The organism is Xiashengella succiniciproducens, assembly GCF_023674465.1.
GTDB classification, from domain to species: Bacteria; Bacteroidota; Bacteroidia; order Bacteroidales; family Marinilabiliaceae; genus Geofilum; species Geofilum succiniciproducens.
The window spans coordinates 393,019-417,802 of the sequence record NZ_CP098400.1 but is presented as its reverse complement, the minus strand read 5'-3'; the positions used below and the strand labels follow the sequence as shown (position 1 = coordinate 417,802).

The following is a 24,784-nucleotide window of genomic DNA, read 5'->3' as shown; positions in this document are numbered from 1 at the left end:
TATTGCCATCCTCTGCAAACATGCAATAATTATTTAAGTTAGTCATTTCTTGACGTAAATCCAAACAGAAATTCTGTTAACAAGAACTTAATTATCCAAATAAGGATATGAAGAAAATACTGGTTCTTACTGCTGTAATTGCAGCGGGACTCTTTTGCAACTGTAATCGAAATCCTTTCGGGAATCACAAGATTCCCTTCTATATCGGCACTTATACTATGTCTGGTTCGGAAGGCATCTACCATGCTGTATTGGACACCCTAAGCGGCGAAATCAGCGGTCTGAGGGCAGTAGCCCACCTTCAGAATCCATCCTATCTGGCAATTGACCAGGTCAATAAGCTGTTGTTTGCTGTCAGTGAAAATGACGGTACTGGTTATTCATTGTTTAGTTTCCGAATAGACCCGAAAACCGGAGACCTGACTATAGCAGACTCTACAGGTGTAGGATGGTATGCATCCTGCTACGTGTCTGTTGCAGAAGAAGGACTGCTGGCTGTAGCCAATTATATGTCAGGAGATGTGGCCTTTGTGAGGTACTCTCATGAAACAGGAACCTTCAGCAGTGACATGGCTCTGTTCAAACACAGTGGAAAGGGTACTGACACCGTTAGACAGGAGGCTCCTCATGCCCATAGTGCAGTTCCCGACCCTGATGGACGCTTTGTCTATGCAGCCGATCTGGGAACAGACCAGGTGGTGGTGTACGAAGCGCTAGCCGACAAAATACGTCCTGCCGGTGTTATAAAGGTCAGGCCTGGTGCTGGTCCCCGTCACCTTGACTTTTCTCCCGACGGAAGCAGAATGGCACTGCTTACCGAACTCGATCACAGCATAATGATATTTAAGGCAGACAGGGACAGTACCTTTAGCATCCCGGTTACAACCCTGATGCTGGAACCTGATACCACAAAGGCAAATACCTCAGCTGACATCCATTATTCACCCGACGGACGCTTCCTTTATGCCTCAGTGAGGGGCGACGACCAGGTGGTAGTTGTCAGACTCGCAGATGACAAGGCTGAGATAGTGGAAAGGTACAGGGAAGGCATTATATGGCCCAGGAATTTTGCTATTGCTCCTTCTTCCAATTTCCTGCTTGTTGCCAACAGAAACGGAAACAACATAGTGGTACTGAAGCGCGATATACACGAAGGCACATTGCAGTCAACAGGCTACACAGTAGACATTGCATCGCCGGTCTGCATTAAGTTTTACTCATTGAAACACTAAATAGAATAAAAACTTAAGTTGTTTAAGCAAAGGATATTCTATTTTTGTGATCAGGTAATCACTTAAAGCTTGAAGCAGGTCAGACTATATATAATAATGCTGGCGGTGGTGGTACTACCCCATACAATGAAAGCCCAGCGAGGAGGCGATGCGTTGTATATGTTGCTGCATCTGACCCAGTCCTCCAAAGTGGCCTCCCTTGGCGGCAATCAGGTAGGATTGCCGGCCTCCGACCTTTCAATGCTGTTGCATAATCCGGGCCTGCTTGACTCTGCTTTTTCAAAACAGGTATCTCTAAGCTATGTCCCCTATCTTGCCGACATTAGCTATGGCTATGGTGGAGGTGCTTTGCATTTTAGCAAAGTAGGCACCTTTGCCCTTGGCTTCAGCCATATTGGTTATGGAGAAATGACAGCGGCAGATGAGAGCGGGGTCATCACCGGAACTTTTACGGCAGGGGAAACAATGATTCAGGCTTCGTATAGCAGGATGCTGTACGGACGAATAAGAGCAGGCATCTCAGTCAAGCCTGTGATTAGCAGAATTGAAAGCTATGATTCATGGGGTATAGCAGGTGATATGGGAGTGTTTTATACTGACAGCAGCGGCCTCTTTACTGCAGGTCTGGTACTAAGGAATTTTGGAAGACAGATCACGTCATACGGGCAGGCTGAAGTAGAGAGCCTGCCTGCCGATCTGCAGGCAGGGTTATCGTTTAAACCGGCTCATGCTCCATTCAGGATCTCGCTTACAGCACAGGACCTGTTGTCAGGCAGCCTTGATTACGAACTAAATGATGATGAAGGAAGCGATATAAGGCGTGATTACGATAAGGCAAGTGATTTGGAGAAGGTGTTGAGGCATTTCACATTGGGCCTGGAATTTATGCCTTCACAGAATTTCTATGTTGCAGGAGGTGTCAATCCCCGTCGACGCATAGATATGAAAACCCAGAGTAAAGCATCTACAGTAGGCTATACCTGGGGCTTTGGATTCAGGGTATATAAATTCCACTTCTCGTATGCTTCAGGTCGTTATCACCTTGCCGGCACATCCAACCATTTTACGATAAGTACCAACTTATCGTCATTTTAGATGAGGATGGATCTGGACAGTAAGAGATAGGGTAGTAAAACAAGAGGTAAGGAAGATATGATGAAAGACAAAAGCAAAATAACCATTGCAGTTGACGGGCACTCGTCGTGTGGGAAAAGCACTGTGGCAAAAGCCATCGCGAAGGAGCTTTCCCTGATATACATAGACACAGGAGCAATGTACAGGGCTGTGACCCTATTTGCATTGAGGAAGGGTCTTGTAACAGAAGGCAAGGTTGACGAGGAAGGACTGGCAGCCTGCATGGACGACATAAAGGTTGAGTTTCGCAAGAATGAAGCCGGAGGCCTAGACACCTATCTCAACGGAGAAAATGTAGAGAAGGAAATACGTCAGATTGTTGTAAGCAGCCATGTTAGCGCTGTAAGCAGTCTGGCCTTTGTAAGAAAACGACTTGTAAGTCTGCAACAGGAGATGGGACGCAGCGGAGGAGTAATCCTTGATGGTCGAGATATAGGCACTGTGGTATTTCCAAATGCCGATCTGAAGATATTTATGACTGCATCACCTGAGATAAGGGCTGAAAGACGTTATAAGGAGATGATAGCCAAAGGTGATAAGGTAAGCCTTGAAGAGATACTTGAGAATGTAAAGGCACGTGATCATGCTGACAGTACCCGTAAGGAGAGTCCGCTTGTAAAAGCTGATGATGCCGTGGTACTTGACAACAGCAATCTGGACCCGCAGGGACAGATGGATTGGATTATGGACAGGCTGAGGGAGAGGAACCTGATATAGAATGAAGGGTAAACCGAATATAGAGATTGACTCCGGTTCTGGCTTTTGTTTTGGAGTTTCCCGGGCCGTTAGGATGGCAGAGGAACAGCTTGAGAAAGGCACCGGACTAACCAGCATAGGAGAAATAGTGCACAATGAGGAGGAAGTTGAAAGGCTCAGGTTGAAGGGCCTCAGCACTTCTGCCCTTGACAGAGTGCATTCCTCAGATGAGGCACCCCTGCTGTTCAGGGCTCATGGGGAGCCCCCGGCATCTTATAAAAAGGTTAAGGAAGAAGGTCGTACTTTGATAGATGCCACCTGTCCTGTTGTATTAAAGCTTCAGCAACGGGTGCATAAAGCCTGGCTTCAGGCAAAGGCCGAAGACGGACAGGTAGTGATATATGGTAAGAAAGGTCACCCGGAGGTGACCGGACTATGGGGTTATACTGATAATGAGGCCTTGGTGGTGCAGCATCCTGAGGATTTGGAACAGCTGGATCCTGATAAGAAGGTCTTCATGTTTGCTCAGACCACTATGAGTCAAAAAGGCTATGCAGAGATACAGGAGTTGATAAGGGGCAGGTTGAGCAATCCTGATAATCTGATGGCACACAACACAATTTGTGGTCAGGTAGCCAACCGGGTACCCAGGCTCAAGGAGTTTGCCACAAGGCATGATGTAGTGATTTTTGTAGGAGGCACCAGAAGCAGTAATGCAAAGGTCTTGTTCGAGGCCTGCAAGACAGAGAACAGTCGCACTCATTTTGTAGCAGGAGCGGGCGATATAGACCCTCAATGGTTTGGTAGCCCCCTTAATTCGATTGGCATTTGTGGAGCCACTTCAACACCATACTGGTTGATGGAGCAGGTAGAAAAGGCCGTTGACACAATTTTGGGAAAGCAATAACATAAAATAGATTAAGCTATGAGTCCAATTAAGAAAATTGCCCTGTTGACTTCAGGAGGAGATGCGCCCGGCATGAATGCCGCAATCAGGGCTGCAGTACGTGGTGCCCTGTATCACAAGTTGGAAGTAATGGGAATCATCAGGGGCTACCAGGGCTTGATAGAAGATGATATTGAACCGATGGATTCCAAGTCGGTGAGTAACATCATTCAGAGAGGTGGTACCATCCTGAAAAGTGCCCGCAGCAAGGAGTTCCTTACTCCTGAAGGACGTGTATTGGCTTATCAGAATCTCAAAAAGCATGGTATCGATGCTCTTGTGGTAATAGGTGGGGACGGAACCTTTACGGGAGCTTCTATTTTCAGTTCTGAGCACAATGTACCGGTGATAGGGATCCCCGGAACCATTGACAATGACCTATATGGAACTGACTATACAATAGGTTATGACACAGCCCTGAATACTGTAATTGATGCCGTAGATAAGATTAGGGATACAGCAAGTGCACATAGCCGTCTGTTTTTTATAGAAGTGATGGGTCGTGACGCAGGCTTTTTGGCGCTAAGGAGTGCAATAGCTTCTGGAGCTGAGGCTGTGCTGATACCTGAGGTTAACACAAACTATCAGAAGTTGAGCGAGTTCCTCTCCAACAGCTACAAGAAGCAAAAATCATCAAGTATCGTTATAGTTGCTGAAGGCGACAAAGTAGGTGGTGGAGCTCTGAGAACTGCAGAAAAGGTACGTGAAGATCACCCCGACTATGATGTAAGGGTAACCATTCTGGGCCACATCCAGAGAGGTGGTTCACCCACCGCTTATGACAGGGTTACCGCCTCACGGCTTGGAGTAGCTGCAATTACTGGTCTGCTTGAAAACAAGAGGAATGTAATGGTTGGACTGGTCAACGACGAAATCGTATATGTTCCATTCGAAGATGCAATAAAGAACAAAAAGCCAATTAAACAGGAGCTCTTCTCTCTGATTGATATTTTGTCTATCTAGTAGGGAGCCATTATTATACAGAAGACCAGGCTAGTTATTTAAGGCTTTGACGATTATTGAATCCGCCAGGTAGGGGTAGTTCCACTGGCGGATTTATTAATTAACAGACCATAGACTCCTTGATAATAGGTTAATACATAGACTATTGATCTATGATTCAACAATTTTTGCGAAAAGTCCTCACCTGGACAATTAAAAAGCTTTCGTAATGGGTCCTGTTGTAGAGATTGAAATTTGTATATTGCAATAAGCAAGCCCGACCATGAACTACCTCGCTCACTTATATCTTTCAGGACCCTCTGACGGGGTAAGACTGGGTAATTTTATAGGTGATTACGTAAAAGGCAATCGCTTCTCCCTGTATCCGCCTGAGATTAGAAAGGGCATACTGCTGCATCGTCAGATTGACTCCTTTATGGACGAGCATCCCCTGTCCCATGCAAGTGCCGAATTATTCAGGGCCCGCTACACTCGTTTTTCAAGAGTAATTATCGACGTGGTTTACGACCATTACCTGGCAAAGAATTGGGATAAGTACAGCGATCAGTCCCTCCATGACTTTGTCAATGAAGTTCACAAGCTCTTTATCACCAACTACTTCATCCTGCCACCACAGGTCAGGCAGTTTCTCCCCTTCCTTATCCGTAGTCGCAGAATGGAGAATTACCAGCATCTAAGCGGGATAGAAAAGACTCTGAAGATTATGGCCAATCATACGGTACTTCCCGACCACAGTGCCTGGGCAGTGGAGCAGATAGTTAAAAACGACAGACAGCTGCAGGAACAATTTACCGGCTTCTTTGAAGATATAAGGGAGATGTGCAGGCTCTTTCTTGAAAACTACAAAGGGGATTGAACTCTATTCAAATAAAAGAGAATAAAAAGGATTGCACGAAATAGTGCAAATACGGTCTATATGCCGTAATCTGATGTCGAGAATCCTCATACCAGGGCTTTACCTCTTGGAGAAAAACCTCATTGCCCTCTGTCAGGGCCTGTAGGCCCTGACCATGCGCCAGCGACCGTTGATATCTTTGCGCCTTTCAACCTGAACAAAGCCATAGTTTTCAAGCAGGGCACAAACTTCCCTGCTATATGCCTCATTTATTTCAAAGTACAGGCAGCCTCCGGGTTTCAGAAAATCTATAGCCATTTCCCCTATTGCCTCGTAGTATTTAAGGGGCTTGTCATCCTCTACAAATAGAGCCACTTCGGGTTCATACTTCAGCACATTGGGCTGCATAAGAGGTATCTCCTTTACAGTTACGTAGGGCGGGTTGCTTACAATAATATCCTTAGTGCTTATATTATATTTACGGAAGTTGAATATATCGCGCACCTCGAAGCGAATATCAGCTTCATTGCGTCTAGCATTGCAGCACGCAACATCAAGCGCATCGGGGCAAATGTCCCAGGCTTCAATCTGGGCACCGGGACGACGTTTTTTGATTGTTATTGGAATGCACCCACTACCTGTACCTATATCAAGCAGGGAGAAGTTATCATTTAGATGATCGTCAAGGATCCAGGCAACCAGCTCCTCAGTCTCAGGTCTCGGAATCAGCACCTTTTCGTTGACCACCAACTCAATACCCATAAACTCGGTGTGACCCAGAACATACTGCACAGGCTCATGGTTTTTCAGCCTCAGCACTGCCTCCCTGATGTAGTTGACCTCCTCCTCGCTGAGCCTTTCATTTCGCTTCATGATAAGATCCAGACGCGTGAATGAACGGAGATGGTCGAAGATGCGCAGAATAAACTGATCGACCTCGCCCTGCTGATGGGTATCGGCCAATTGTTCTTTGATATAGCGGGACAGGGCAGTTACGGTATTCATGAGTGCACAATTTTGAGTTGCCACAAAAGTGGCTGCTTTACCATAAAAATAAGCATTATATTAGCAACTCAAACAGGATAAAATGGGAAAATACGGCGAGGAAGACATAAAATACATGTGTCGCTGCATTGATTTAGCCCTGCGAGCTGAGGGAAATACATATCCGAACCCCATGGTGGGTTCGGTAATCGTGCATGATGGAAAGATTATTGGAGAGGGATATCACCTTAAGGCAGGAGGTCCCCATGCTGAGGTACATGCAATTGCATCTGTAAAACATCCTGAACTGCTTAAGGACTCCACTATTTATGTAAGTCTAGAACCTTGTTCCCATTTTGGGAAGACCCCACCATGTGCACAGCGAATTATCCAGGCCGGAATCCCTCATGTAGTAGTAGGTTGCCTGGATAGCAACGCCAAAGTATCTGGTCGGGGTATAGAGCAGCTTAGAGCAGCCGGAGTGGATGTGAAAGTGGGTGTGCTTGAGGAGGAATGCAGGGAACTTAACAGGCGCTTTTTCACCTGGCATGAGAAGCACAGGCCATATATAATACTAAAGTGGGCCGAGACCCGGGATGGCTTTCTGGACATCAACCGACAGGCCACAGTTGGAGGCAGGCCCACATGGATTACTTCTGAATATGCACGTAGAGCCGTACACCAGTGGAGAAGCAGGGAACAGGCTATAATGGTAGGTTCCAACACAGCACTGGCTGACAATCCCGGACTGCAGGTGAGAGACTGGACAGGACCGAATCCCCTCAGGGTTGTTATCGACCGAAATAACAAACTGCCCGGTGGGCTGGAATTGTTTAGCGGGAAGGAGCCTACTCTGCTTTTTACATCTGAGATCGTTGATGACGGCAAGAATGTCGAAAAGGTACTGATAAATGATGGTGAAGATCCTATCGATGCAGTATTAGGCGAACTATATAAGCGGAATATTCAGTCACTGATAGTTGAAGGGGGTTCACAGCTCCTTAGCAGGTTTATTGAGCGCAACCTGTGGGATGAAGCACGCGTATTTGTTGGGCAGATGGATTTTGGAGATGGAATAAAGGCCCCGGCTACCAAGGGTCAACTGATTGACTTTACACATTTTGATAACAGCATTTTATATATGTACAGAAATATATAGTATCTTGGAGTACATCCGCATTGTTGAATTATGGAGGTTTTTCGCGACATCATAGAGTTTATCAACCCTATTATAGTGGTAATCTACATTATCAGCATTCTGTTTGTTGCTGTCTTTACCGTGCTTGAAAACCGCAATCCGCTTAAGACCATATCCTGGGTCCTGGTACTTATCTTCCTCCCTGTCATTGGCTTTATATTCTTCGTTTTTTTTGGACAGAATTTCAGAAAGGAAAAAATAATAGCCCGTAAGGGTCTTAGGAATGTGGACGTACTGTCAAAGATGGCCCACGCCCAGATCAACCATCTTGCCGACGGTGAGATGTTTACCAACCCTGCTCTGGAGGAAAAACGCAATCTTATTCATCTCCTGCTTCACAATAGCTATGCTGTCGTAACCATAGGAAACAAAATTGATGTACTGCAAAACGGACCTGCCACCTTCGCTTCGATTATTGAAGCCATAGAAAATGCAGAGCACTTTATCCACCTTGAATATTACATCTTTGCAGATGACAAGTTGGGCGGAAAAGTAAAGGAGATACTCAAGCGAAAGGTCAAGGAAGGTGTCGAGGTAAGGATGATTCTTGATGACGTGGGTAGCTGGGAGTTGAAGAAACCCTTTTATGAAGAGATGCGCAATGCAGGAATCCAGATATTCTCATTTCTGGAAGTACGTTTCCCGAATCTGACAAGCAAGGTCAACTATCGTAATCACCGCAAGATCCTTATAGTTGACGGTCGTGTTGGATATCTTGGTGGAATGAATATTGCCGACCGCTACATGGACGGAGGAGTTTTTGGCTTTTGGCGAGATACCCATCTTAAGATAGAGGGCGATGCTGTTAATACACTTCAGACTGTATTCTCTATCGACTGGTACTTTGTAAGTCAGACCGAACTGGATGATCCAAAGTACTTCCCAAGCAAGAAGATTACAGGAGACAAGATGATACAGGTTGTTGCAAGTGGACCGGATTCCGACTGGCCTGGCATCAAGATGGGAATCTTCCATGCAATCGCCTCAGCCCGAAAGTACGTGTATATTGCCACCCCTTACTTTATGCCCAATGAGAGTGTACTTATGGCTCTTAAGGCTGCAGCCATGGGCGGTGTTGATGTAAGGGTGGTAATCCCAGAGAAAAGTGATGCCTTTCTGACACATCTCTCAACCCACTCGTACATCCGTGAGATGCTTGACGCAAAGGTTAGGTTCTTCTTCTATCAGAAGGGTTTCCTGCACTCTAAGGTAATTATCATCGACGATATGGTCAGCAGTATAGGTACTGCCAATATGGACTTCAGAAGCTTTGAGCAGAATTACGAGATTACGGCCTTTATCTACGATGAAGAGACAGCCCTTAACTTAAAAGAAGACTACATGTCCGACCTGAAGGAAAGCCGTGAGGTAACACTTGAGACCTGGCCACTGCGTCCAAGAATAGAGAAGATCAAAGAGAGTTTTGCCCGCCTGATCAGTCCCCTGCTGTAAGGCAACCTGTCCTCTAGGTTCCCGCATCTACAACCTGCCCAATTACAAATACTGGTCAGTTCCCTCCTGCTTTCAGTTACTTCAACTCCACTCACCCAGGCTACATTGATGACATGATAAAACAGTGGCCCTGAATCAGGGCTCCCAAAGGAGCCATTTCCAGGGCCAGAATAGATTCTACTGTTATAGATCCAGTATATTCAGCGCATTCCGGATCAAAACGAGATTACAGAATATGGTATGTTACGGCCAGACCAACAGTAACAACAGAGGCCATAACCATCAGCTTAATCAGGATATTGAGAGAAGGACCGGAAGTATCCTTGAATGGGTCACCTACGGTGTCACCGATAACTGTTGCCTTGTGTGCTTCAGAACCCTTGCCACCGAAGTTGCCCTCTTCAATATACTTCTTGGCGTTATCCCAGGCTCCGCCTGAGTTTGCCATAAAAATTGCTAGGGCAAAACCAGAAGTAATAGTACCGATCAACAAACCAGAGATACCGGGAACACCAAGTACCAGACCAACGACAACAGGAATTGCCAGAGCCATCAAAGCAGGCTTCATCATTTCCCTTTGAGCACCCTTTGTTGAGATCTCTACACAACGTGCATAGTCAGGCTCTGCAGTACCTTCCATAATACCCGCAATGGTTCTGAACTGACGGCGAACCTCATCCACCATCTTTTGAGCAGCACGGCCTACTGCATTCATTGTCATTCCGGAGAACATAAACACAGCCATAACACCAATAAACATACCGCAGATTACCAGCGGGTTCATCAGGTGGATTTCATAGTGTTGTACGAAGTCATAGAAGGTAGCCTCTCCGGCCGGAACATTGTTGATAAGAGTATCAGGTGCATCAAGCACCTTGACAAACATCATCCTGACTTCTTCAAAGTACGAGGTCAGAAGGGCAAGGGCTGTCAAAGCAGCACTACCAATGGCAAATCCCTTACCGGTAGCGGCAGTGGTATTTCCAAGTGAATCAAGGGCATCGGTACGTTTGCGAACTTCCGGACCAAGGTTTGACATTTCAGCGTTACCACCTGCATTGTCAGCAATAGGACCATAGGCATCAGTTGCCAGAGTAATACCAAGGGTTGAAAGCATACCAACAGCAGCAATACCTATACCATAAAGCCCCATATTGATAGTATCAGCACCAAACTGGAATCCTGTTGCAAAGCAGTATGAAAGAATAATAGCAACTGTAACGATCAACAATGGTATTGCAGTTGACAGAAGACCTGTACCAACACCAGCGATAATAACAGTTGCAGGACCGGTTTCACTTGACTTAGCGATACTGATAGTAGGCTTATATGACGCAGAAGTGTAGTATTCTGTAGACTGACCGATACCAATGCCAGCTGCAAGACCAGCAATAATTGAACCCCATATACCCACGAAGTTGGGCAAATTCAGGAACTTAAGAGCAAAGTATGAAAGAACTACAATCAACGCAGCACTGAAATACACACCTATATTAAGTGAACGAAGCAATTCTTTTTGAGATGCACCTTCACGGGTACGAACCAGGAAGATACCAACTATAGAAAGCAGAGTTCCAATTGCTGCAATAATCATAGGTGCAAGAACAGCACCGAGCTGAACGTCGCCCATATCAAAATAGGCAGCTGCACCCAGTAGTGCAGATGCGAGTATGGAAGCTGCAAAAGATTCGAAAAGGTCGGCACCCATACCGGCTACATCACCTACATTATCACCAACATTATCGGCAATAGTAGCAGGGTTACGCGGGTCATCCTCAGGGATATTGGCTTCTACCTTACCTACAAGGTCAGCACCTACATCAGCTGCCTTAGTATAGATACCTCCACCAACACGGGCAAACAAAGCCTGAGTAGAGGCACCCATCCCAAAGGTTACCATAATTGCACAAATAGTCATCAGCTTGTAGCCACCTTCCATGTCTTCGATAAAGTGGTTGAGAACTGTAAACCAGATTGAGATATCGGCAAGAACAAGACCTACAACAACCAGACCCATTACAGCACCACTTCGGAATGCCAATCTCAGACCGCTGTTGAGAGAGTCACGGCAGGCATTGGCCACTCGGGCAGAAGCAGTTGTAGCTGCCTTCATTCCAAAAAAACCAGCAAGAGCTGAGAAACAACCACCGGTAAGGAATGCAAAGGGTACCCAGTTGTTTTGTACTCCCAGACCATAGGCCATGTAAGAGAAAATGGCGGTGATACACAAGAAGACGATAAGCACCACCTTGTACTGTTGTTTTAAGTAAGCCGATGCTCCTTTGCGAACGTGTTGCGCAATCCTCTGCATCGTTTCAGTTCCTTCGGAACTTTTGGTCATTTGCTTATAGAAATAATAAGCAAATGAAAGTGCTAATACCGAGGTAATAGGCACGAGTACAAAAACAGAATTAAGCATAACTGTAAAGATTTAAGTACTACTCAGCAGCTGAAAACTCATTGTCGGAATAGACCATAAAAAATCCCAAATAGGATTTTTTAATCTTTTTTCCGTTTATTTCAGGATTAAAAGTAGCAAAAAAACTGTCTAGAAGAATGCTCTTCTGTTAAAAAACCTCAAATCAGATGTTAATTCAGGCAGGTGACTAACTGGCCTTAAGTAGGCGTCTTTCTGCCTTTTCAAGCTTTTCGCGGGCAATATCAAGAGTGATTTCGAGTTTATCGATCTTGTGACCCGGGCTTTCAAACATATAGTCCATCATTATTGTCTCGCAGATAGATCGCAAACCACGGGCACCAAGCTTGAATTCAACAGCCTTATCAACGATGTAGTCAAGCACTTCCTCTGAAAAAGTCAGCTTAATATTATCCATCTCAAACAGTTTGGTATACTGCTTCACGATAGAATTCTTAGGTTCTGTAAGAATCATACGCAGAGTATCTCTGTCAAGCGGATGCAGGTAGGTAAGTATGGGCAAACGTCCAATGATTTCGGGAATCAATCCAAAGGCCTTCAGGTCCATTGGTGCAATATATTGAAGCAGGTTGGTCGGATCAATGGCTTCCCTGTTTTCAACAGCGGCATAGCCCACTACTCTGGTGTTGAGTCGTTGGGCAATCTTTCTTTCGATACCGTCGAAGGCTCCTCCGCAAATAAAGAGGATATTTTTGGTATCGACAGCCACCATCTTCTGTTCGGGGTGTTTGCGTCCCCCTTGGGGCGGAACGTTCACTATGGAACCTTCCAGCAGTTTGAGCAGACCTTGTTGAACTCCTTCACCCGACACATCACGGGTAATCGAGGGGTTATCGCCTTTTCTGGCAATCTTGTCAATCTCGTCAATAAACACAATGCCCCTTTCGGCAGCCTTTACATTATAGTCAGCAGCCTGCAAAAGACGGGTAAGTATGCTTTCGATGTCCTCACCGACGTAACCGGCCTCAGTCAAAACAGTGGCATCAACGATGGCAAAGGGAACATGAAGCATGCGGGCAATGGTACGGGCAAGAAGAGTCTTACCGGTACCGGTTTCTCCCACAAGCAGGATATTGGATTTTTCGATTTCCACCTCATCGTCAGCGGAGGGTTGCATCAGGCGCTTGTAGTGGTTGTACACGGCCACAGAAAGGAATTTCTTGGCCTGATCCTGCCCCACCACGTACTCATCAAGAAAAGTCTTGATCTCGGCAGGTGTCATCAATTTAATGCCATCAAGGTCGAAACTGCTCTTCTTCTTGAACTCCTCAGTCAGAATGCCATGAGCCTGTTCGATACAGCTGTCACATATATGACCTGCAATCCCTGCAACCAGAAGGTTGGTCTCCTTCCGGCTCCTTCCACAAAACGAACATTTATCCATCAAAACGCCTTTATTTTTTTCTTTCACGCACAAGAACTTCATCAATCATTCCGTACTCCTTGGCTTCCTCTGCAGTCATCCAGTAATCACGGTCTGCATCCTTTTCAATCTTCTTGAAGGGGTTGCCGGAATGCTCTGAAATAATTGTATAAAGCTCCTTACGCAGCTTAACAATCTCACGGGTAGTAATTTCAATATCTACCGACTGACCCTGAGCGCCACCCAGAGGTTGGTGTATCATTACTCGTGAGTGCTTAAGAGCAAAACGCTTACCCTTGGTACCGGCAGTAAGCAGTACAGCACCCATTGAGGCAGCCAGACCTGTACATATAGTTGATATATCACAGGATATATACTGCATTGTATCGTAGATACCCAGTCCGGCATAAACCGAACCACCAGGGGTATTAAAATAGATTGAGATATCCTTAGAAGGATCTACTGAGTCAAGATACAACAGCTGCGCCTGCACGATGTTGGCAACGTACTCGTCGATGGGCAGTCCCACAAAGATGATACGGTCCATCATTAAACGTGAGAACACGTCCATCTGGGCCACGTTCAGCTGGCGCTCTTCGATAATTGTCGGAGAAATATAGCTTGAAGTAATGGAAGTATACTTATCGAGCATAGTGCTGTTAAGCCCCATGTGCCCTGTGGCATACTTTCTGAAATCTTTCGGATCTGCCATAGCTATTTAGTTTTAAAAGAAATGCGACAGGCCTAAAGTTAGCAAAAACTTTGGGCCTGTCGCAAATGTGTATGTTAATTATTGGTGAAGAGCTTGTTGAATTCCTCGCGGGAAACAGCCTTCTCTTCAACCTTAACAGCTTCCTTGATATATGCCATAACTTTTTCATCCATTGCAGCTTCGGCAATGCGACGTACCTGGTCTTCATTCTTCAGCAGGTCGTTGGCATAATTGTCTATATACTCTTGTGGAAGAGCAGTAAGTCCATATTGCATAAACTGCATACGGGCACTCTTCTTGGCCTCTTCCCTGATATCGTTTTCTTCAACCTTAATGTCGTTGGCCTTGATAATAGCATTCTTGATAAGTTGCCATTTCAGGTCTTCGAAGAAACGTGGCATTTCAGCATCGATTTGTTCATCGCTCAAACGCTCATCACCTCTGTTGGTTGCCTTCAGCCAACGCTTCAGGAATTCTTCAGGAAGAGTAACTTCATGCTTAGCAACAAGCTTTTTGCGGGCATCTATAGAGAATTTGTACTCAGACTCGATTGCAAAAGCCTTTTCAAGGTCAACCTTTACCCTTTCCTTCATTTCTTCCTCTGACTTAACAGCACCTTCGCCAAAGAGCTTGTCAAAGAGATCCTGATTAAGTTCAGGATCAATAAATTCGGTTACTTCCTTAACAGTAAATTTGAAAGAGCCCTTTACATCTGCAGCTTCTTCCTTAGATATCTTAAGGATGTAAGATACTTCTGTATCATTTGGGAAGGCCTTCTTTACATCAAATACGATGTCTTCGCCAACCTTCTTGCCGAGCATTTTCTTCTTTTCAGCCTCGTCCTTAACGATATTGAGTGACATGATTGAGTCTTCAGCTCTAATACCACCTTCAACTTCATTGCCCTTCTTGTCAACCTGAACGAAGTCACCCTTTACGAGAGATTTTTCGCTGATAAGTTCAACCTTTTCGTTCTTGCCGAAACGGCTTGTCATGCTCTTGATATGTCCATCCAGAACATCATCAGTTACCTCGATAGTATAATAGTTTACCTTGTCGCGTTTGCTAAGTTTAACATCTATCTCGGGTGACAGAGCTATATCAAATTGGAACTGAAAGCTGTCCTGAGTATCGAAATCAATTGGATCCTGATTCTCGCGTGGAAGGGGTTCTCCAAGTATGTTGAGTTTGTTTTCGCTCAGGTATTCTGACAGCTTTTCAGAGATCAGCTTGTTGACCTCGTCAACAAGTACAGCAGTACCGTACATCTTCTTGATCAGACCTTCGGGTACCTTGCCTGGACGGAAACCTGGCATTTGTGCCTTCTTGCGGTAATCTCTCAAAACTTCAGCTACCTTTTCGCTGTAATCTTCCTTATCAATGGTCAGTGTAATCACTGAGTTAAGTTCGTCAATGTTTTCCCTAGTGATATTCATCAGCTTCGAATTAAAAATATTGATTGAAATAAGAGAGCGCAAAGATAATGAAGCATTTAGTATGTTACAATAACCTGTACGCCAAAATATCTTAAGTATTTGAAACTTAAAAACCGCCTACTCCCGATATATATCGTAAGCCAGGCGGTTTTCTACTTTATCCGTGCGGACGAAGGGACTCGAACCCCCACGCCTTTCGGCACTAGATCCTAAGTCTAGCGCGGCTACCAATTACGCCACGTCCGCTTAAAATGCGGTGCAAATGTAAGGACTTTTTTCAAATTTCCTCAACTTTAGCAATAAATATTTTCTTTCCCTTTACACTGACGCATCGCAATCAATATTTCGTCAGGTACAGCCAGGCTTTGACAGCAGCATTCAGAAAAATAATTACTTTTATGCACATTCAAAAAAGATTTTAAATCATGCCTAAAGGAGCCTTTGCAGGACTACATCCGGTTTTACAACTGATCCTGCTTATATGTCTTGTGCTTGTTTCATCGTTGCTGGTAACACTTATTGGGGTGTTGATTGCAATCCCTTTCTGGGGTTTGGATCCAGTTGTAGCAGTACTAAATGGTGGTGCACCCTTATATTTCATGAAATATTTGCAGCTTGTGCAAAGCATTGCCATGTTTGTTGTACCCCCAATACTTGCAGCCGTGCTGTTCTCAAAAAGCCCTGCCTCCTGGCTGGGCTTCAACAAACCGGCTGCCAAGGCAGTATTCTTTGCTATAGTGATTATGCTTGTGATCCAGCCCTTTGTTTCACTTACCTCAGAATTAAATATGCAATTCAGCCTGCCTGAGTCGATGGACAGGTTAATGCAATGGATGCAAACAACAGAGGAGGCAGCCAAATCGCTTATGTTCAGCTTTCTGGACACCACAGATCCGGTGGTGATTCTTTACAATATTTTTCTTATCGCAATAGTTCCTGCAGTTGGTGAGGAGCTGCTTTTCAGAGGGGGTATTCAGAGTCTGCTGATCAGATGGCTGAAAAACCATCATGTAGCAATAATTGCAACTGCCATTCTCTTCAGTGCGATGCACATGCAGTTTCTGACCTTTCTGCCACGTTTTGTTCTGGGACTGGTACTAGGTTATCTGATGGTATATGGTAGAAGTATCTGGTACTCGATAATGGGGCACTTCACAAACAATTTTTTGTCCCTTGTGGTATTCCATTATTATAGAATTACCAAGCCGGATGTAAATCCCCTGGATCCGTCACAGGTTGGTGATAGCCACCCCTTGCTGGGCTGGGCTGGTTTGGTAGTCGTGTTAGCTCTGTTATATTACTTCAGGCAGCATATTAAGGCAAGAAGCGAAGCCCCGGTAATGAATTAAAGTCCGGGCAATTAAAAATCAGAAATTTGCAATTTTATATCTGGCTTTGCAGTAGTAACCTGCCAGATTATGCCGAGTCTTGTAGGCTGTCACAAAGACTCTTCAGCAGCTTCAGCGGCGCTCTCTCTTTCACCGGGACGGAAGACATAGACAATTCCGTACTCACTGCAGATTTGACGCTTCTCCTCAGGATCCAAATTTTCATATGTCTTTTCAATCTCATTCCAAACGAGGGTGATAAGATCATCGGCCTGGTTACGATACTCAGCAACCTTCTCCATCAATTTCTGAGAAGTACTTAGGAGGTCTTTGTGAAGGTTGTATAACTCGACAAACTTGTCAAATCGGACTTTTACCATTGCAAGGGAGGGGTTGTATATTCGAGTTGCTCCTGTAGCCATACGTTTTTCTTCGCCACTGATCAGTTGTTTACCCCAGACCATTAGCTGCTGTTCGGTACCCACCTCAGGTACTGATTTATCATTCTCGTCGAGCCCATAGAAAGTCCTGACTGCCGGTTTCAGTTCACCGCGAATAATAGACAGGTTGACCACCTGAAGGAAGTGAGACACGTACAACCTTGCCATTCTGAAGTGCTCAGCCAGTTCCCTGCCAATTTCCGCCTGTCTCTTACGGCTGCTACGGTATTGATCGAGCAACTGCTCAAAGTGAGGAAGGAAGCTCCTCACCTGCAGCAGTGCACTCTGAGAAAAAGCCAAGTCCATCGGACTCAGAGCAACACCTTTACTGATAGCAGCTTTTAGTGCCCGAAGCCTGGCCTGATCCGTATTAGGCAAGCGTCTGTATGGCATATTTATACCAATTTGTTATTAAATCAATATTTCCGGGCAATTCCGGAGAGGTAGGGGGATAAGGCGAAGTGTATTTTGTGAAAATATTCAAAACTTTATATAATTCCAAAAATGTCAGGCACAAATGAATATGACTGATTAAATATACACACTTCGACACGGAGCTCTTTCCCGTCCCTACTTGGACGGGAAAGAGCCAAAGCGCTTGGCAGTTACGTTATGGCCATTTACTTTTCTGTATAGGTCAAGAGCATAAAGGTCTGTCATGCCTGATACAAAATCAAGAACAGTTTGTATTTTCTGATGTACAGGTGCATCACGCAACACTCTGTACTGCTGCGGGATAAATGGCAGTAGCAAGCCAGAAAAATGCTCATCCGGATTCATCACCGCATGGGTAAACTCCTTGAGCAGGGAACCCAGAATTCGGAAACCGGCAATTTCGATCTCCTTGACTGTAGGATGACAGTAAATTATATCATAACCGGTTCTTTCACAGGCCTTGATTCCCTCACCTGAGGCACCGCTTAGGTGTTCAATCAGCGAGCCCTTGAAGGTCCCTGACAGGATTTCATCATGATTTTTAATAAAAATATCGGAGCATTCACGAACCAGCTTCCCGATAACCAAGGCCCTGATATAGGCTATCTGCTCATTTGTATCCGTAACATCCTTGCAGATCTCGTTTATACGATCCAGTCTGGCCTTCTCCTCCACCTTATCGAAGAATCCCAGAAGCAAACTGCGAGTCTCCTCGGTGGATAGGATACCCAGTTTGTGTGCGTCCTCAATATCCATCACCTGATAACAGATGTCATCCGCCGCCTCAACCAGATACACTATGGGGTGACGCATAAACACACCTGGCTGGCCGGGTATCTCCTCTATGCCCAACTCATTCGCTATATGGTAGTATGTTTCCTTTTCAGACTGGAAAAAGCCGTATTTCTTAAGGCCCACAGTACCCGATGCATAGGGATACTTTACTACAGAAGCAACAGTTGTAAGAGTCAGTTTAAACCCGCCATCACGCCTTCCTGCAAAGCGGTGCGTCAGCAGACGCAGCGCATTGGCGTTTCCTTCAAAGGCGATAAAATCGTTCCATACAGCCTCATCGTCAATCAGAGCACGGTACTTTTGGCCTTCCCCTTCCTTAAAGAAGAGCGAGATGGCCTTCTCCCCGCTGTGGCCAAAAGGCGGATTTCCCATATCGTGGGCCAGACAAGCTGCAGCGGTTACCGAACCAAGTTCATTAGCCAGAGGATTTTTGACCTTCAGAACATCGACCAGGTATCGGCTGATACTCGTGCCAAGTGAACGACCAACGCTGGCTACTTCAAGGCTGTGAGTAAGTCGGTTGTGCACAAACACGCTGCCGGGCAGGGGGAAGACCTGGGTCTTGTCTTGCAATCTGCGGAAAGGAGAAGAGAAAACCAAGCGGTCGTAGTCCCTTTGAAAATTACTACGGTCGTGTTGTTCTTTATCATTGTCCTTAGGACCTGTCCTGTTGCCCGAAAGCAGTTTCTCCCAATTCATCATCAGTAGAGGTACAATATTAATAATATGCTAAAATAAAGAAATTTAGGGACTGATGTTCAATTTCAAGCGCCTCAGAATAGCTGGGTACGGTATTTTTTCATTTCAGCATCAAGTTGTCTGGCCTTACCTCCGGTACATTTATCCAATAGATTCCAGAAACCAGGTCCATGGTTCTTCTCAACGGTATGGCATAGCTCGTGAATCAGTACGTAGTCGATGAGCCTGTCGGGCAGCCTCATCAGGTGGAGGTTGAGATTTATATTATTGACCGTCGAACAGCTTCCCCAGCGACTCTTCAGGTTTTTTATCGTAACGACTCTGTAAGTGAAACCGTGGTATTTTGCCAGTTCCTCAAGCCGTTTGGGCAGGAAGTGCTTTGCCTCACGCCTTAAGGCCTCGACGATACCCGAGCGAATAAGCTCCTGAATCCTGGGATGGGAAACAGGGATATGGTCGGGATACTGCACCTTAAGGATTCCGTTATAGTAGAATAGTCTTACATCATTGCGCGTGGCACCTTCAACCCTAAGAGAGAACGAACGCGATTTAAACTCCGTATTCTCGTCAAACACAGTAGGTCTGAGCCTTTTCTCCTCGAGCTTGATGAGAGTGCTTTTTATCCATTCTTTTTTAAGATTCACAAAATCAATAGCCTCCTGCAAGTCACAAAAATAAGGAACAAGCACCCGGGGAGTTTCTCCCGGGATTATCCTTATCGACATTCGCTTATAGCGCCTGCCAATCATAAAAGCAAGTTCCCCAAGATCATCAATATGAATTAATCGTGTTTTTGCAGTTGGCATTTATCACAGTATCAAATGAATTGTAAAAATAATAAAAAAACAAAACGTCACTTAGATGGTTTTAGTCAAATATTTTCAAGCGTTCGTCAAAGTAATATTACCATCCAATACTTATTAGCGTATAGGAGATAAATTTGCACAATTTTGATTTAGATAGAATTAAGTAAACACAACAATATGAAGAATCTTTACATGAGAAGGTGGGTACTGGTATTGCTGATGATTGGACTGGGATTACCTGGTTTGGCGAGCTATACTAGTAATTCAGTTAGCGGTTCTTTTGATGATCCCGCAGTATGGAGTCCAAGCCCTGTGCCAAGTGAAAAGTATCGGACAATTACTATTGTCTCAGGGGCTATTATTTACAAGGAGGGCAATTTCTCTTGGGATGCAAAGGTTACTATACAGCAGAATGCAAAATTCACTGTTGGTAGTGGATTTTCAACTGGATATGGTGGAATAGACATTTTTGGGGAGTTAGATGTTGATGGGAAACTCACTGGGAGTAACGGGGGGGCAGCATTTAATGTTAAGAATGGTGCTGTGGTAACTGTTAATGGCGTCGCAGATAGTACCAATATTACTGTAGAGAATGGTGGAGTTTTGATTGTAAATGGTGATTTTTCGTTATCTCAAACCTTAACTATAAACCAGGGTGGAAGTGTTATTATTAATGGTAACTTTTTGAATGGGGTTGTTAAGAATTATGGTTCGTTTGTTGTGAATGGTGATTATACAAATAATCAATCGGAAGGAGTTACCGTTGAGGAAAATGCTGTTCTTGAGATTTTTGGTAATTTGACCGCTGCTGCAAATATCACAGTAGAGGGAGGCGGAACCCTTATTGTTCATGGAAACCTAACTTCAAGTAATGCAGGAATTGAATCTCATGGAGACATAATTGTTGTAGGAAACTTCAGTACCGCATCAAGTACTACAGTTCATAATAATGGGAACTTGGTTGTTGGGGGCAATTTCACACACCTTGACGGGGGTTTAGGTGTTAATGGAAATCAGAGCGACACAAAGATTTATATTCTTAATCCCGATGCTGAAATAATAGCCCCTACCTGGTCAGTGGTTAATACTCCAGGGGTAGTAGGGGATTTGGATGATTTTCTTCAGAATGAAAATGGATCCCTGGTAGATATAGTTAATGATGTGATTATTAATGTAGTGATTGGTTACCAGTGGAAAACCAATGCCGATAACAGTAATTGGAATTTAGCAAACAATTGGATTGGTAAAAGAATACCTACGTCCACCTCAAACGTGAGAATAAAACCTTGTACAGGAGTTTTTCCTGAGATTATAAAGGAAGACGGCATAATTGAGATTAATAATCTTACCATTGAGGCTGGGGCTACTCTTACTCTTAAGCCAGGAGCCAGGCTTACTGTTAACGGTAAACTTACTATTGCAGAAACCGGCTCTCTTGTGATGGAGCATCAATATGGAGTTGGCGGAATGTCTTCATTAATAACAAACGGGCAGGTTGTAGGGCAAGTTACGACCAGAATGACTCTGCCTCAGAATCAGTGGTTCTATCTCGGAAGTTCGCGTAAAAATGCTATTTTTAGCGACTTTGGAGCAGGAAATGACGGCATATCAATTAGTGTTTTCCGAAGCAATAAGTATTGGCCTATTAAATCGACACTAGCCGGGAACGCTCTTCGCACAATGGAAGGAATAGCCACAAATTTCTTGCCGAGTGAATCTGATAAGGATGGCGATGGGCAAGCAGATTCAAGACTAATTGAATATAAAGGCGAAATAAATACAGACGTAGTCAGTAGAACCTTTGATATAGCTGGCTTCCATCTTCTGGCAAATCCCTTTACATCTTTTATTGACTGGCAGGATGGAGCCGGATGGGAAAGGGCAAATGTTGACCATACTATCTGGTACCGTACCAAGATTGGTGAAGAAATGACATTTGTAACTTATAACAATTACGTTGACGAAATGGCAAGAATTGCTATTTCTCCATATAGTTTAGAAGAAATCACTCCAGAAATCGTTGAAGAGCATTCTAAGATTGCGCCCATGCAAGCAGTTTGGATAAAAACCCTTAGTCCTAACGCATCAGTAAATCTATATCCTGAGTCAAGAAATCATGGTACCGCTATCTCAAGACTAAAAAGCAGTTCAGAATCTGGGAATGTTATTAGAATTGAGGCAGAAAATAAATTTTCACGAGACGGGGCCGTCATTTTCTTTAAGGATGGGTTTACAGAAGGCAAGGACAACGGTGATTCAGAGAAGTACTTCAATGATTCCAAGAATATTCCTGAAGTCTATACTATAGCTTCCGGAAAACCACTGGCAATTAGCGGACTACCCGAACTATCTGAGGATTATCGAGCAATCCCACTTTCAGTGAAGAACCGAATAGAGGGCAGTGTTACATTAAAATTTGATTTACGATATTTCAACAATGAATATACAGCATATCTTGAAGACAGAGACAACGGAACTTACATTAATCTTCTTCAGAATAACAGTTATACCTATTCAGTTGTAACCCTTGGCGAAGTACATGACAGATTTGTAGTTCACCTTCATAAAATCACAACTGGTATAGAGGAAGTTCTTCCTGAACAAGGACAGACCGATGGAAGTGACTTTATTAAAATCAGGAGTTTAGGAGATAAAGTATTGGTAAGTGTAAGTATGGATTTGGTACAACAGAATCCAGGACAAATTGAAGTCTATACGATTGATGGGCGGAAAGTCTCTGAAATACCTGCCCGCAGCAGTCGAACCCTGGTGATTTTGCCAAACGAGCGAGGCATTTATATCGTGAGAGCTCAGTTTGGTCAGATGGTGAAAAGTGAACGGGTTGTGAACGCAAATAAGTAGTTTACACCCTATATGTATTTGAAAAGTCCGAGACTGGAGTTGAGCTCCAGTCTCGGACTTTTTTTGAATGCTACTTGCAAACCATTCTTATTTGGTAGGGGATGAAGTGCTGAGTGGGCGTCAAGGGATTTGGTCAAATAAAAGGATGATTTAGTCAAAGATTTCTGGTGTTTGGTTTACATGGAGAAACTTCTTAAGAGCAGTTTCGTACTAACTTTTAGCTATCTGAATCGTGTATGAATTGTGAAGTTTTATTTGGTTTTTATCAAAATTCTACAACTGTTAAGAGCTTGATTTGTAGATTAGTTTTACTTTTGTAGGATTTTGTTTGATTGTTCAGCAGGCGCTACATAGAAAAGGGCTGGATTGTTAGATTAGTAATAGAGGCTGAAAGTTTTATTATAGAGAGAGAGAATGCAGGGATATGGTTAGATTTCTACAAAAAATATTTACCACTTTTATTTCACCCCTATGTACTGGGCTATTGTTGGGTGTTTCAGCAATACCTTCCGAATACTATTATTTTAGTTTTGTTGCTTTCCTTCCCTTGCTTTATGCAGGAGATTACGTCAAAACGCATACGAAACCATTTTGGACATTTGCCCTCCAATTGTTGCTTGCATTGGTCACTTATTTTCTTATATGTTTTTATTGGGTGTTACAAACCGCCAATATGGGGTTTTTAGTGGCCATTGTTTATGTTCTCCCATTTGTGTTTCTTCTCCCTTTCTATATCAATTTTAAAAAGATTGGCTATAAGCTTGCCTCCCTTTATTTTATTGCAGCATGGCTTACCGTAGAGTTGATACAGGCAAATTTTCAACTGGGCTCCCCTTTTTATAATTTGGGGAATAACTTGGGTGTCAACACTAAGTTAATTCAGTGGTATGAGTATACCGGGGCCTCAGGTGGAACACTTTGGATTTTGAGTATTAATTTCTTGCTGTATTCTTTCGTCAGGAAATTTTCCAGTGGTTTCAAAACGCTCCTGCGCAGTGGGCTTGTTCTGCTGTTTGTTGTAATTACCCCCATTCTAATTTCTTTGATCATTTACTCAGCCTATAAAGAAAAGGGGATTTCCAAAGAAGTTCTGGTTATTCATCCCAGTACCGATAACAGAGATGTTAAGTATCGGGTGAATATCTATGAGCTTATGGATATTTATCTGGGTATTATGCTGCCCGAATTGACAGCGAACACCGAGTATGTTGTACTTCCCGAAACCGCCATCACCAATGCCGGATGGGTCAAAGATTTTAACCGGAATTTGGTTTTTGATCATTTTTACGAGCATACCGACAGTTTCCCTAATCTTAAGTTGATTACCGGGGCTGTTGTTTATGAAGAGATTCCAGACGTTGGAAAGATTAAGCACTACCAACGCATCCCAGGAATAAGATTTTCTGAGAATTATAAAACCTGGTACTACACTTATAATGCTGCTCTCCAAATAGAAAAAGAACAGGCCCCGCAACTTCGGGTAAAAGATCAATTGGTGCCTTATCAGGAGTACGCGCCTTATCCACTTGTTTTGCCTCGCCTGACTCCTGTTGGAATTGATTTTCAATTTTCCAAACGGGAGAACAACAGGATGGTTTTTAGGGCAGCAAATGGATTGCAGACCTCTGCAATGGTCTGTTATGAGTCGGTATACAATAAACTTTTTTACCAAGCGTCGCGAGAAGGTGCCCAGGCTTTCTTTGTCCTCCTTAACGAGGGCTGGTACGAGAACGGTAATGTGCCTAAGCAGTTTCTGCAGCACTCTGTTATCAGAGCTGTGGAAAACAGGCGGAGCATTGCTCATTCATCCAATATGGGCATCTCTGCAATTATTAATCAGCGAGGAGATATTATAGATACTACTGATAGTAAGAATGCTGATTCTTTGCGACAAGAAATAAAACTGAACAGAAAGGTGACTTTTGTTGCCCGGCTTGGGGCGTATATAGAAGTTATGGCATTGTTGACCACTATTGGTCTGATTGCCTACCTTCTTATCATGAAAATAAAAAACCCACGATTGTAATCCTT

The 24,784-nt window shown here is 44.2% G+C and carries 19 protein-coding genes and 1 tRNA gene; 11 read left to right on the top strand and 9 right to left on the bottom strand.

Going from position 1 to position 24,784, the window contains the following annotated elements:
• Positions 1-107: 107 nt before the first annotated feature.
• The 6 genes from M9189_RS01735 to M9189_RS01710 all read left to right on the top strand — a co-directional run bounded on the left by M9189_RS01735 (position 108) and on the right by M9189_RS01710 (position 5,827).
• Positions 108-1,232 (top strand): lactonase family protein, encoded by a 1,125-nt coding sequence (locus M9189_RS01735; protein WP_250724193.1) that lies wholly within the window; start codon positions 108-110, stop codon positions 1,230-1,232.
• Positions 1,233-1,301: 69 nt separating this feature from the next.
• The gene (porQ, locus tag M9189_RS01730; protein WP_250724191.1) at positions 1,302-2,327 is read left to right on the top strand and encodes a type IX secretion system protein PorQ; all 1,026 of its coding nucleotides are present in this window, start codon (positions 1,302-1,304) and stop codon (positions 2,325-2,327) included.
• Between the two features lie 57 nt (positions 2,328-2,384).
• Positions 2,385-3,083, top strand: coding sequence for a (d)CMP kinase (gene cmk / locus M9189_RS01725; protein ID WP_250724190.1), 699 nt, complete (start codon positions 2,385-2,387; stop codon positions 3,081-3,083).
• Between the two features lies 1 nt (position 3,084).
• Entirely contained in the window at positions 3,085-3,969 is an 885-nt protein-coding gene (locus M9189_RS01720) for a 4-hydroxy-3-methylbut-2-enyl diphosphate reductase (RefSeq protein WP_250724189.1), read from the top strand.
• A gap of 18 nt (positions 3,970-3,987) precedes the next feature.
• Positions 3,988-4,971, top strand: coding sequence for a 6-phosphofructokinase (gene pfkA / locus M9189_RS01715; RefSeq protein ID WP_250724188.1), 984 nt, complete (start codon positions 3,988-3,990; stop codon positions 4,969-4,971).
• A 262-nt stretch (positions 4,972-5,233) separates the two neighbouring features.
• Positions 5,234-5,827 carry an acyl carrier protein phosphodiesterase gene (locus M9189_RS01710; RefSeq protein ID WP_250724187.1) on the top strand — a complete coding sequence of 198 codons (594 nt, stop codon included), beginning with the start codon at positions 5,234-5,236 and terminating at the stop codon, positions 5,825-5,827.
• 132 nt (positions 5,828-5,959) lie between these two features.
• Here M9189_RS01710 and prmC read toward each other — a convergent pair whose 3' ends face one another.
• Positions 5,960-6,811: a peptide chain release factor N(5)-glutamine methyltransferase gene (prmC, locus tag M9189_RS01705; RefSeq protein WP_250724186.1), complete on the bottom strand. Its 852-nt coding sequence runs from the start codon at positions 6,809-6,811 to the stop codon at positions 5,960-5,962.
• A gap of 82 nt (positions 6,812-6,893) precedes the next feature.
• Between prmC and ribD the strand changes: the two genes are divergently transcribed.
• Positions 6,894-7,949 (top strand): bifunctional diaminohydroxyphosphoribosylaminopyrimidine deaminase/5-amino-6-(5-phosphoribosylamino)uracil reductase RibD, encoded by a 1,056-nt coding sequence (gene ribD / locus M9189_RS01700; protein ID WP_250724185.1) that lies wholly within the window; start codon positions 6,894-6,896, stop codon positions 7,947-7,949.
• Positions 7,950-7,979: 30 nt separating this feature from the next.
• Complete coding sequence (cls, locus tag M9189_RS01695; RefSeq protein WP_250724184.1) at positions 7,980-9,440, top strand: cardiolipin synthase; 1,461 nt, start codon at positions 7,980-7,982, stop codon at positions 9,438-9,440.
• A gap of 226 nt (positions 9,441-9,666) precedes the next feature.
• Here the strand turns inward: cls and M9189_RS01690 are convergent, their stop codons facing one another.
• From M9189_RS01690 to M9189_RS01670, 5 genes are all read right to left on the bottom strand, one after another.
• Positions 9,667-11,859, bottom strand: a complete 2,193-nt coding sequence (locus tag M9189_RS01690) for a sodium-translocating pyrophosphatase (protein ID WP_250724183.1) — start codon at positions 11,857-11,859, stop codon at positions 9,667-9,669.
• Between the two features lie 187 nt (positions 11,860-12,046).
• Positions 12,047-13,261: an ATP-dependent Clp protease ATP-binding subunit ClpX gene (gene clpX / locus M9189_RS01685; protein ID WP_250724182.1), complete on the bottom strand. Its 1,215-nt coding sequence runs from the start codon at positions 13,259-13,261 to the stop codon at positions 12,047-12,049.
• A 10-nt stretch (positions 13,262-13,271) separates the two neighbouring features.
• Positions 13,272-13,952, bottom strand: a complete 681-nt coding sequence (gene clpP / locus M9189_RS01680; RefSeq protein ID WP_250724181.1) for an ATP-dependent Clp endopeptidase proteolytic subunit ClpP — start codon at positions 13,950-13,952, stop codon at positions 13,272-13,274.
• 74 nt (positions 13,953-14,026) lie between these two features.
• On the bottom strand, positions 14,027-15,388 hold the full coding sequence (gene tig, locus M9189_RS01675) for a trigger factor (RefSeq protein ID WP_250724180.1): 1,362 nt from the start codon (positions 15,386-15,388) through the stop codon (positions 14,027-14,029).
• A gap of 164 nt (positions 15,389-15,552) precedes the next feature.
• Positions 15,553-15,634, bottom strand: a tRNA-Leu gene (locus tag M9189_RS01670).
• A gap of 179 nt (positions 15,635-15,813) precedes the next feature.
• Between M9189_RS01670 and M9189_RS01665 the strand changes: the two genes are divergently transcribed.
• Complete coding sequence (locus M9189_RS01665) at positions 15,814-16,737, top strand: CPBP family intramembrane glutamic endopeptidase (RefSeq protein ID WP_250724179.1); 924 nt, start codon at positions 15,814-15,816, stop codon at positions 16,735-16,737.
• An 89-nt stretch (positions 16,738-16,826) separates the two neighbouring features.
• Here the strand turns inward: M9189_RS01665 and M9189_RS01660 are convergent, their stop codons facing one another.
• From M9189_RS01660 to M9189_RS01650, 3 genes are all read right to left on the bottom strand, one after another.
• Complete coding sequence (locus M9189_RS01660) at positions 16,827-17,549, bottom strand: hypothetical protein (protein ID WP_250724178.1); 723 nt, start codon at positions 17,547-17,549, stop codon at positions 16,827-16,829.
• Positions 17,550-17,726: 177 nt separating this feature from the next.
• Entirely contained in the window at positions 17,727-19,088 is a 1,362-nt protein-coding gene (dgt, locus tag M9189_RS01655; RefSeq protein WP_250724177.1) for a dGTP triphosphohydrolase, read from the bottom strand.
• 71 nt (positions 19,089-19,159) lie between these two features.
• The gene (locus M9189_RS01650; RefSeq protein ID WP_250724176.1) at positions 19,160-19,891 is read right to left on the bottom strand and encodes a M48 family metallopeptidase; all 732 of its coding nucleotides are present in this window, start codon (positions 19,889-19,891) and stop codon (positions 19,160-19,162) included.
• 177 nt (positions 19,892-20,068) lie between these two features.
• Here M9189_RS01650 and M9189_RS01645 point away from each other — a divergent pair, with 177 nt between their 5' ends.
• Together M9189_RS01645 and lnt are read left to right on the top strand one after the other, a co-directional pair.
• A complete protein-coding gene (locus M9189_RS01645; RefSeq protein WP_250724175.1) occupies positions 20,069-22,753 on the top strand; it encodes a T9SS type A sorting domain-containing protein in 2,685 nt (894 codons plus the stop codon).
• A 424-nt stretch (positions 22,754-23,177) separates the two neighbouring features.
• On the top strand, positions 23,178-24,779 hold the full coding sequence (gene lnt, locus M9189_RS01640) for an apolipoprotein N-acyltransferase (protein WP_250724174.1): 1,602 nt from the start codon (positions 23,178-23,180) through the stop codon (positions 24,777-24,779).
• Positions 24,780-24,784: the final 5 nt, after the last annotated feature.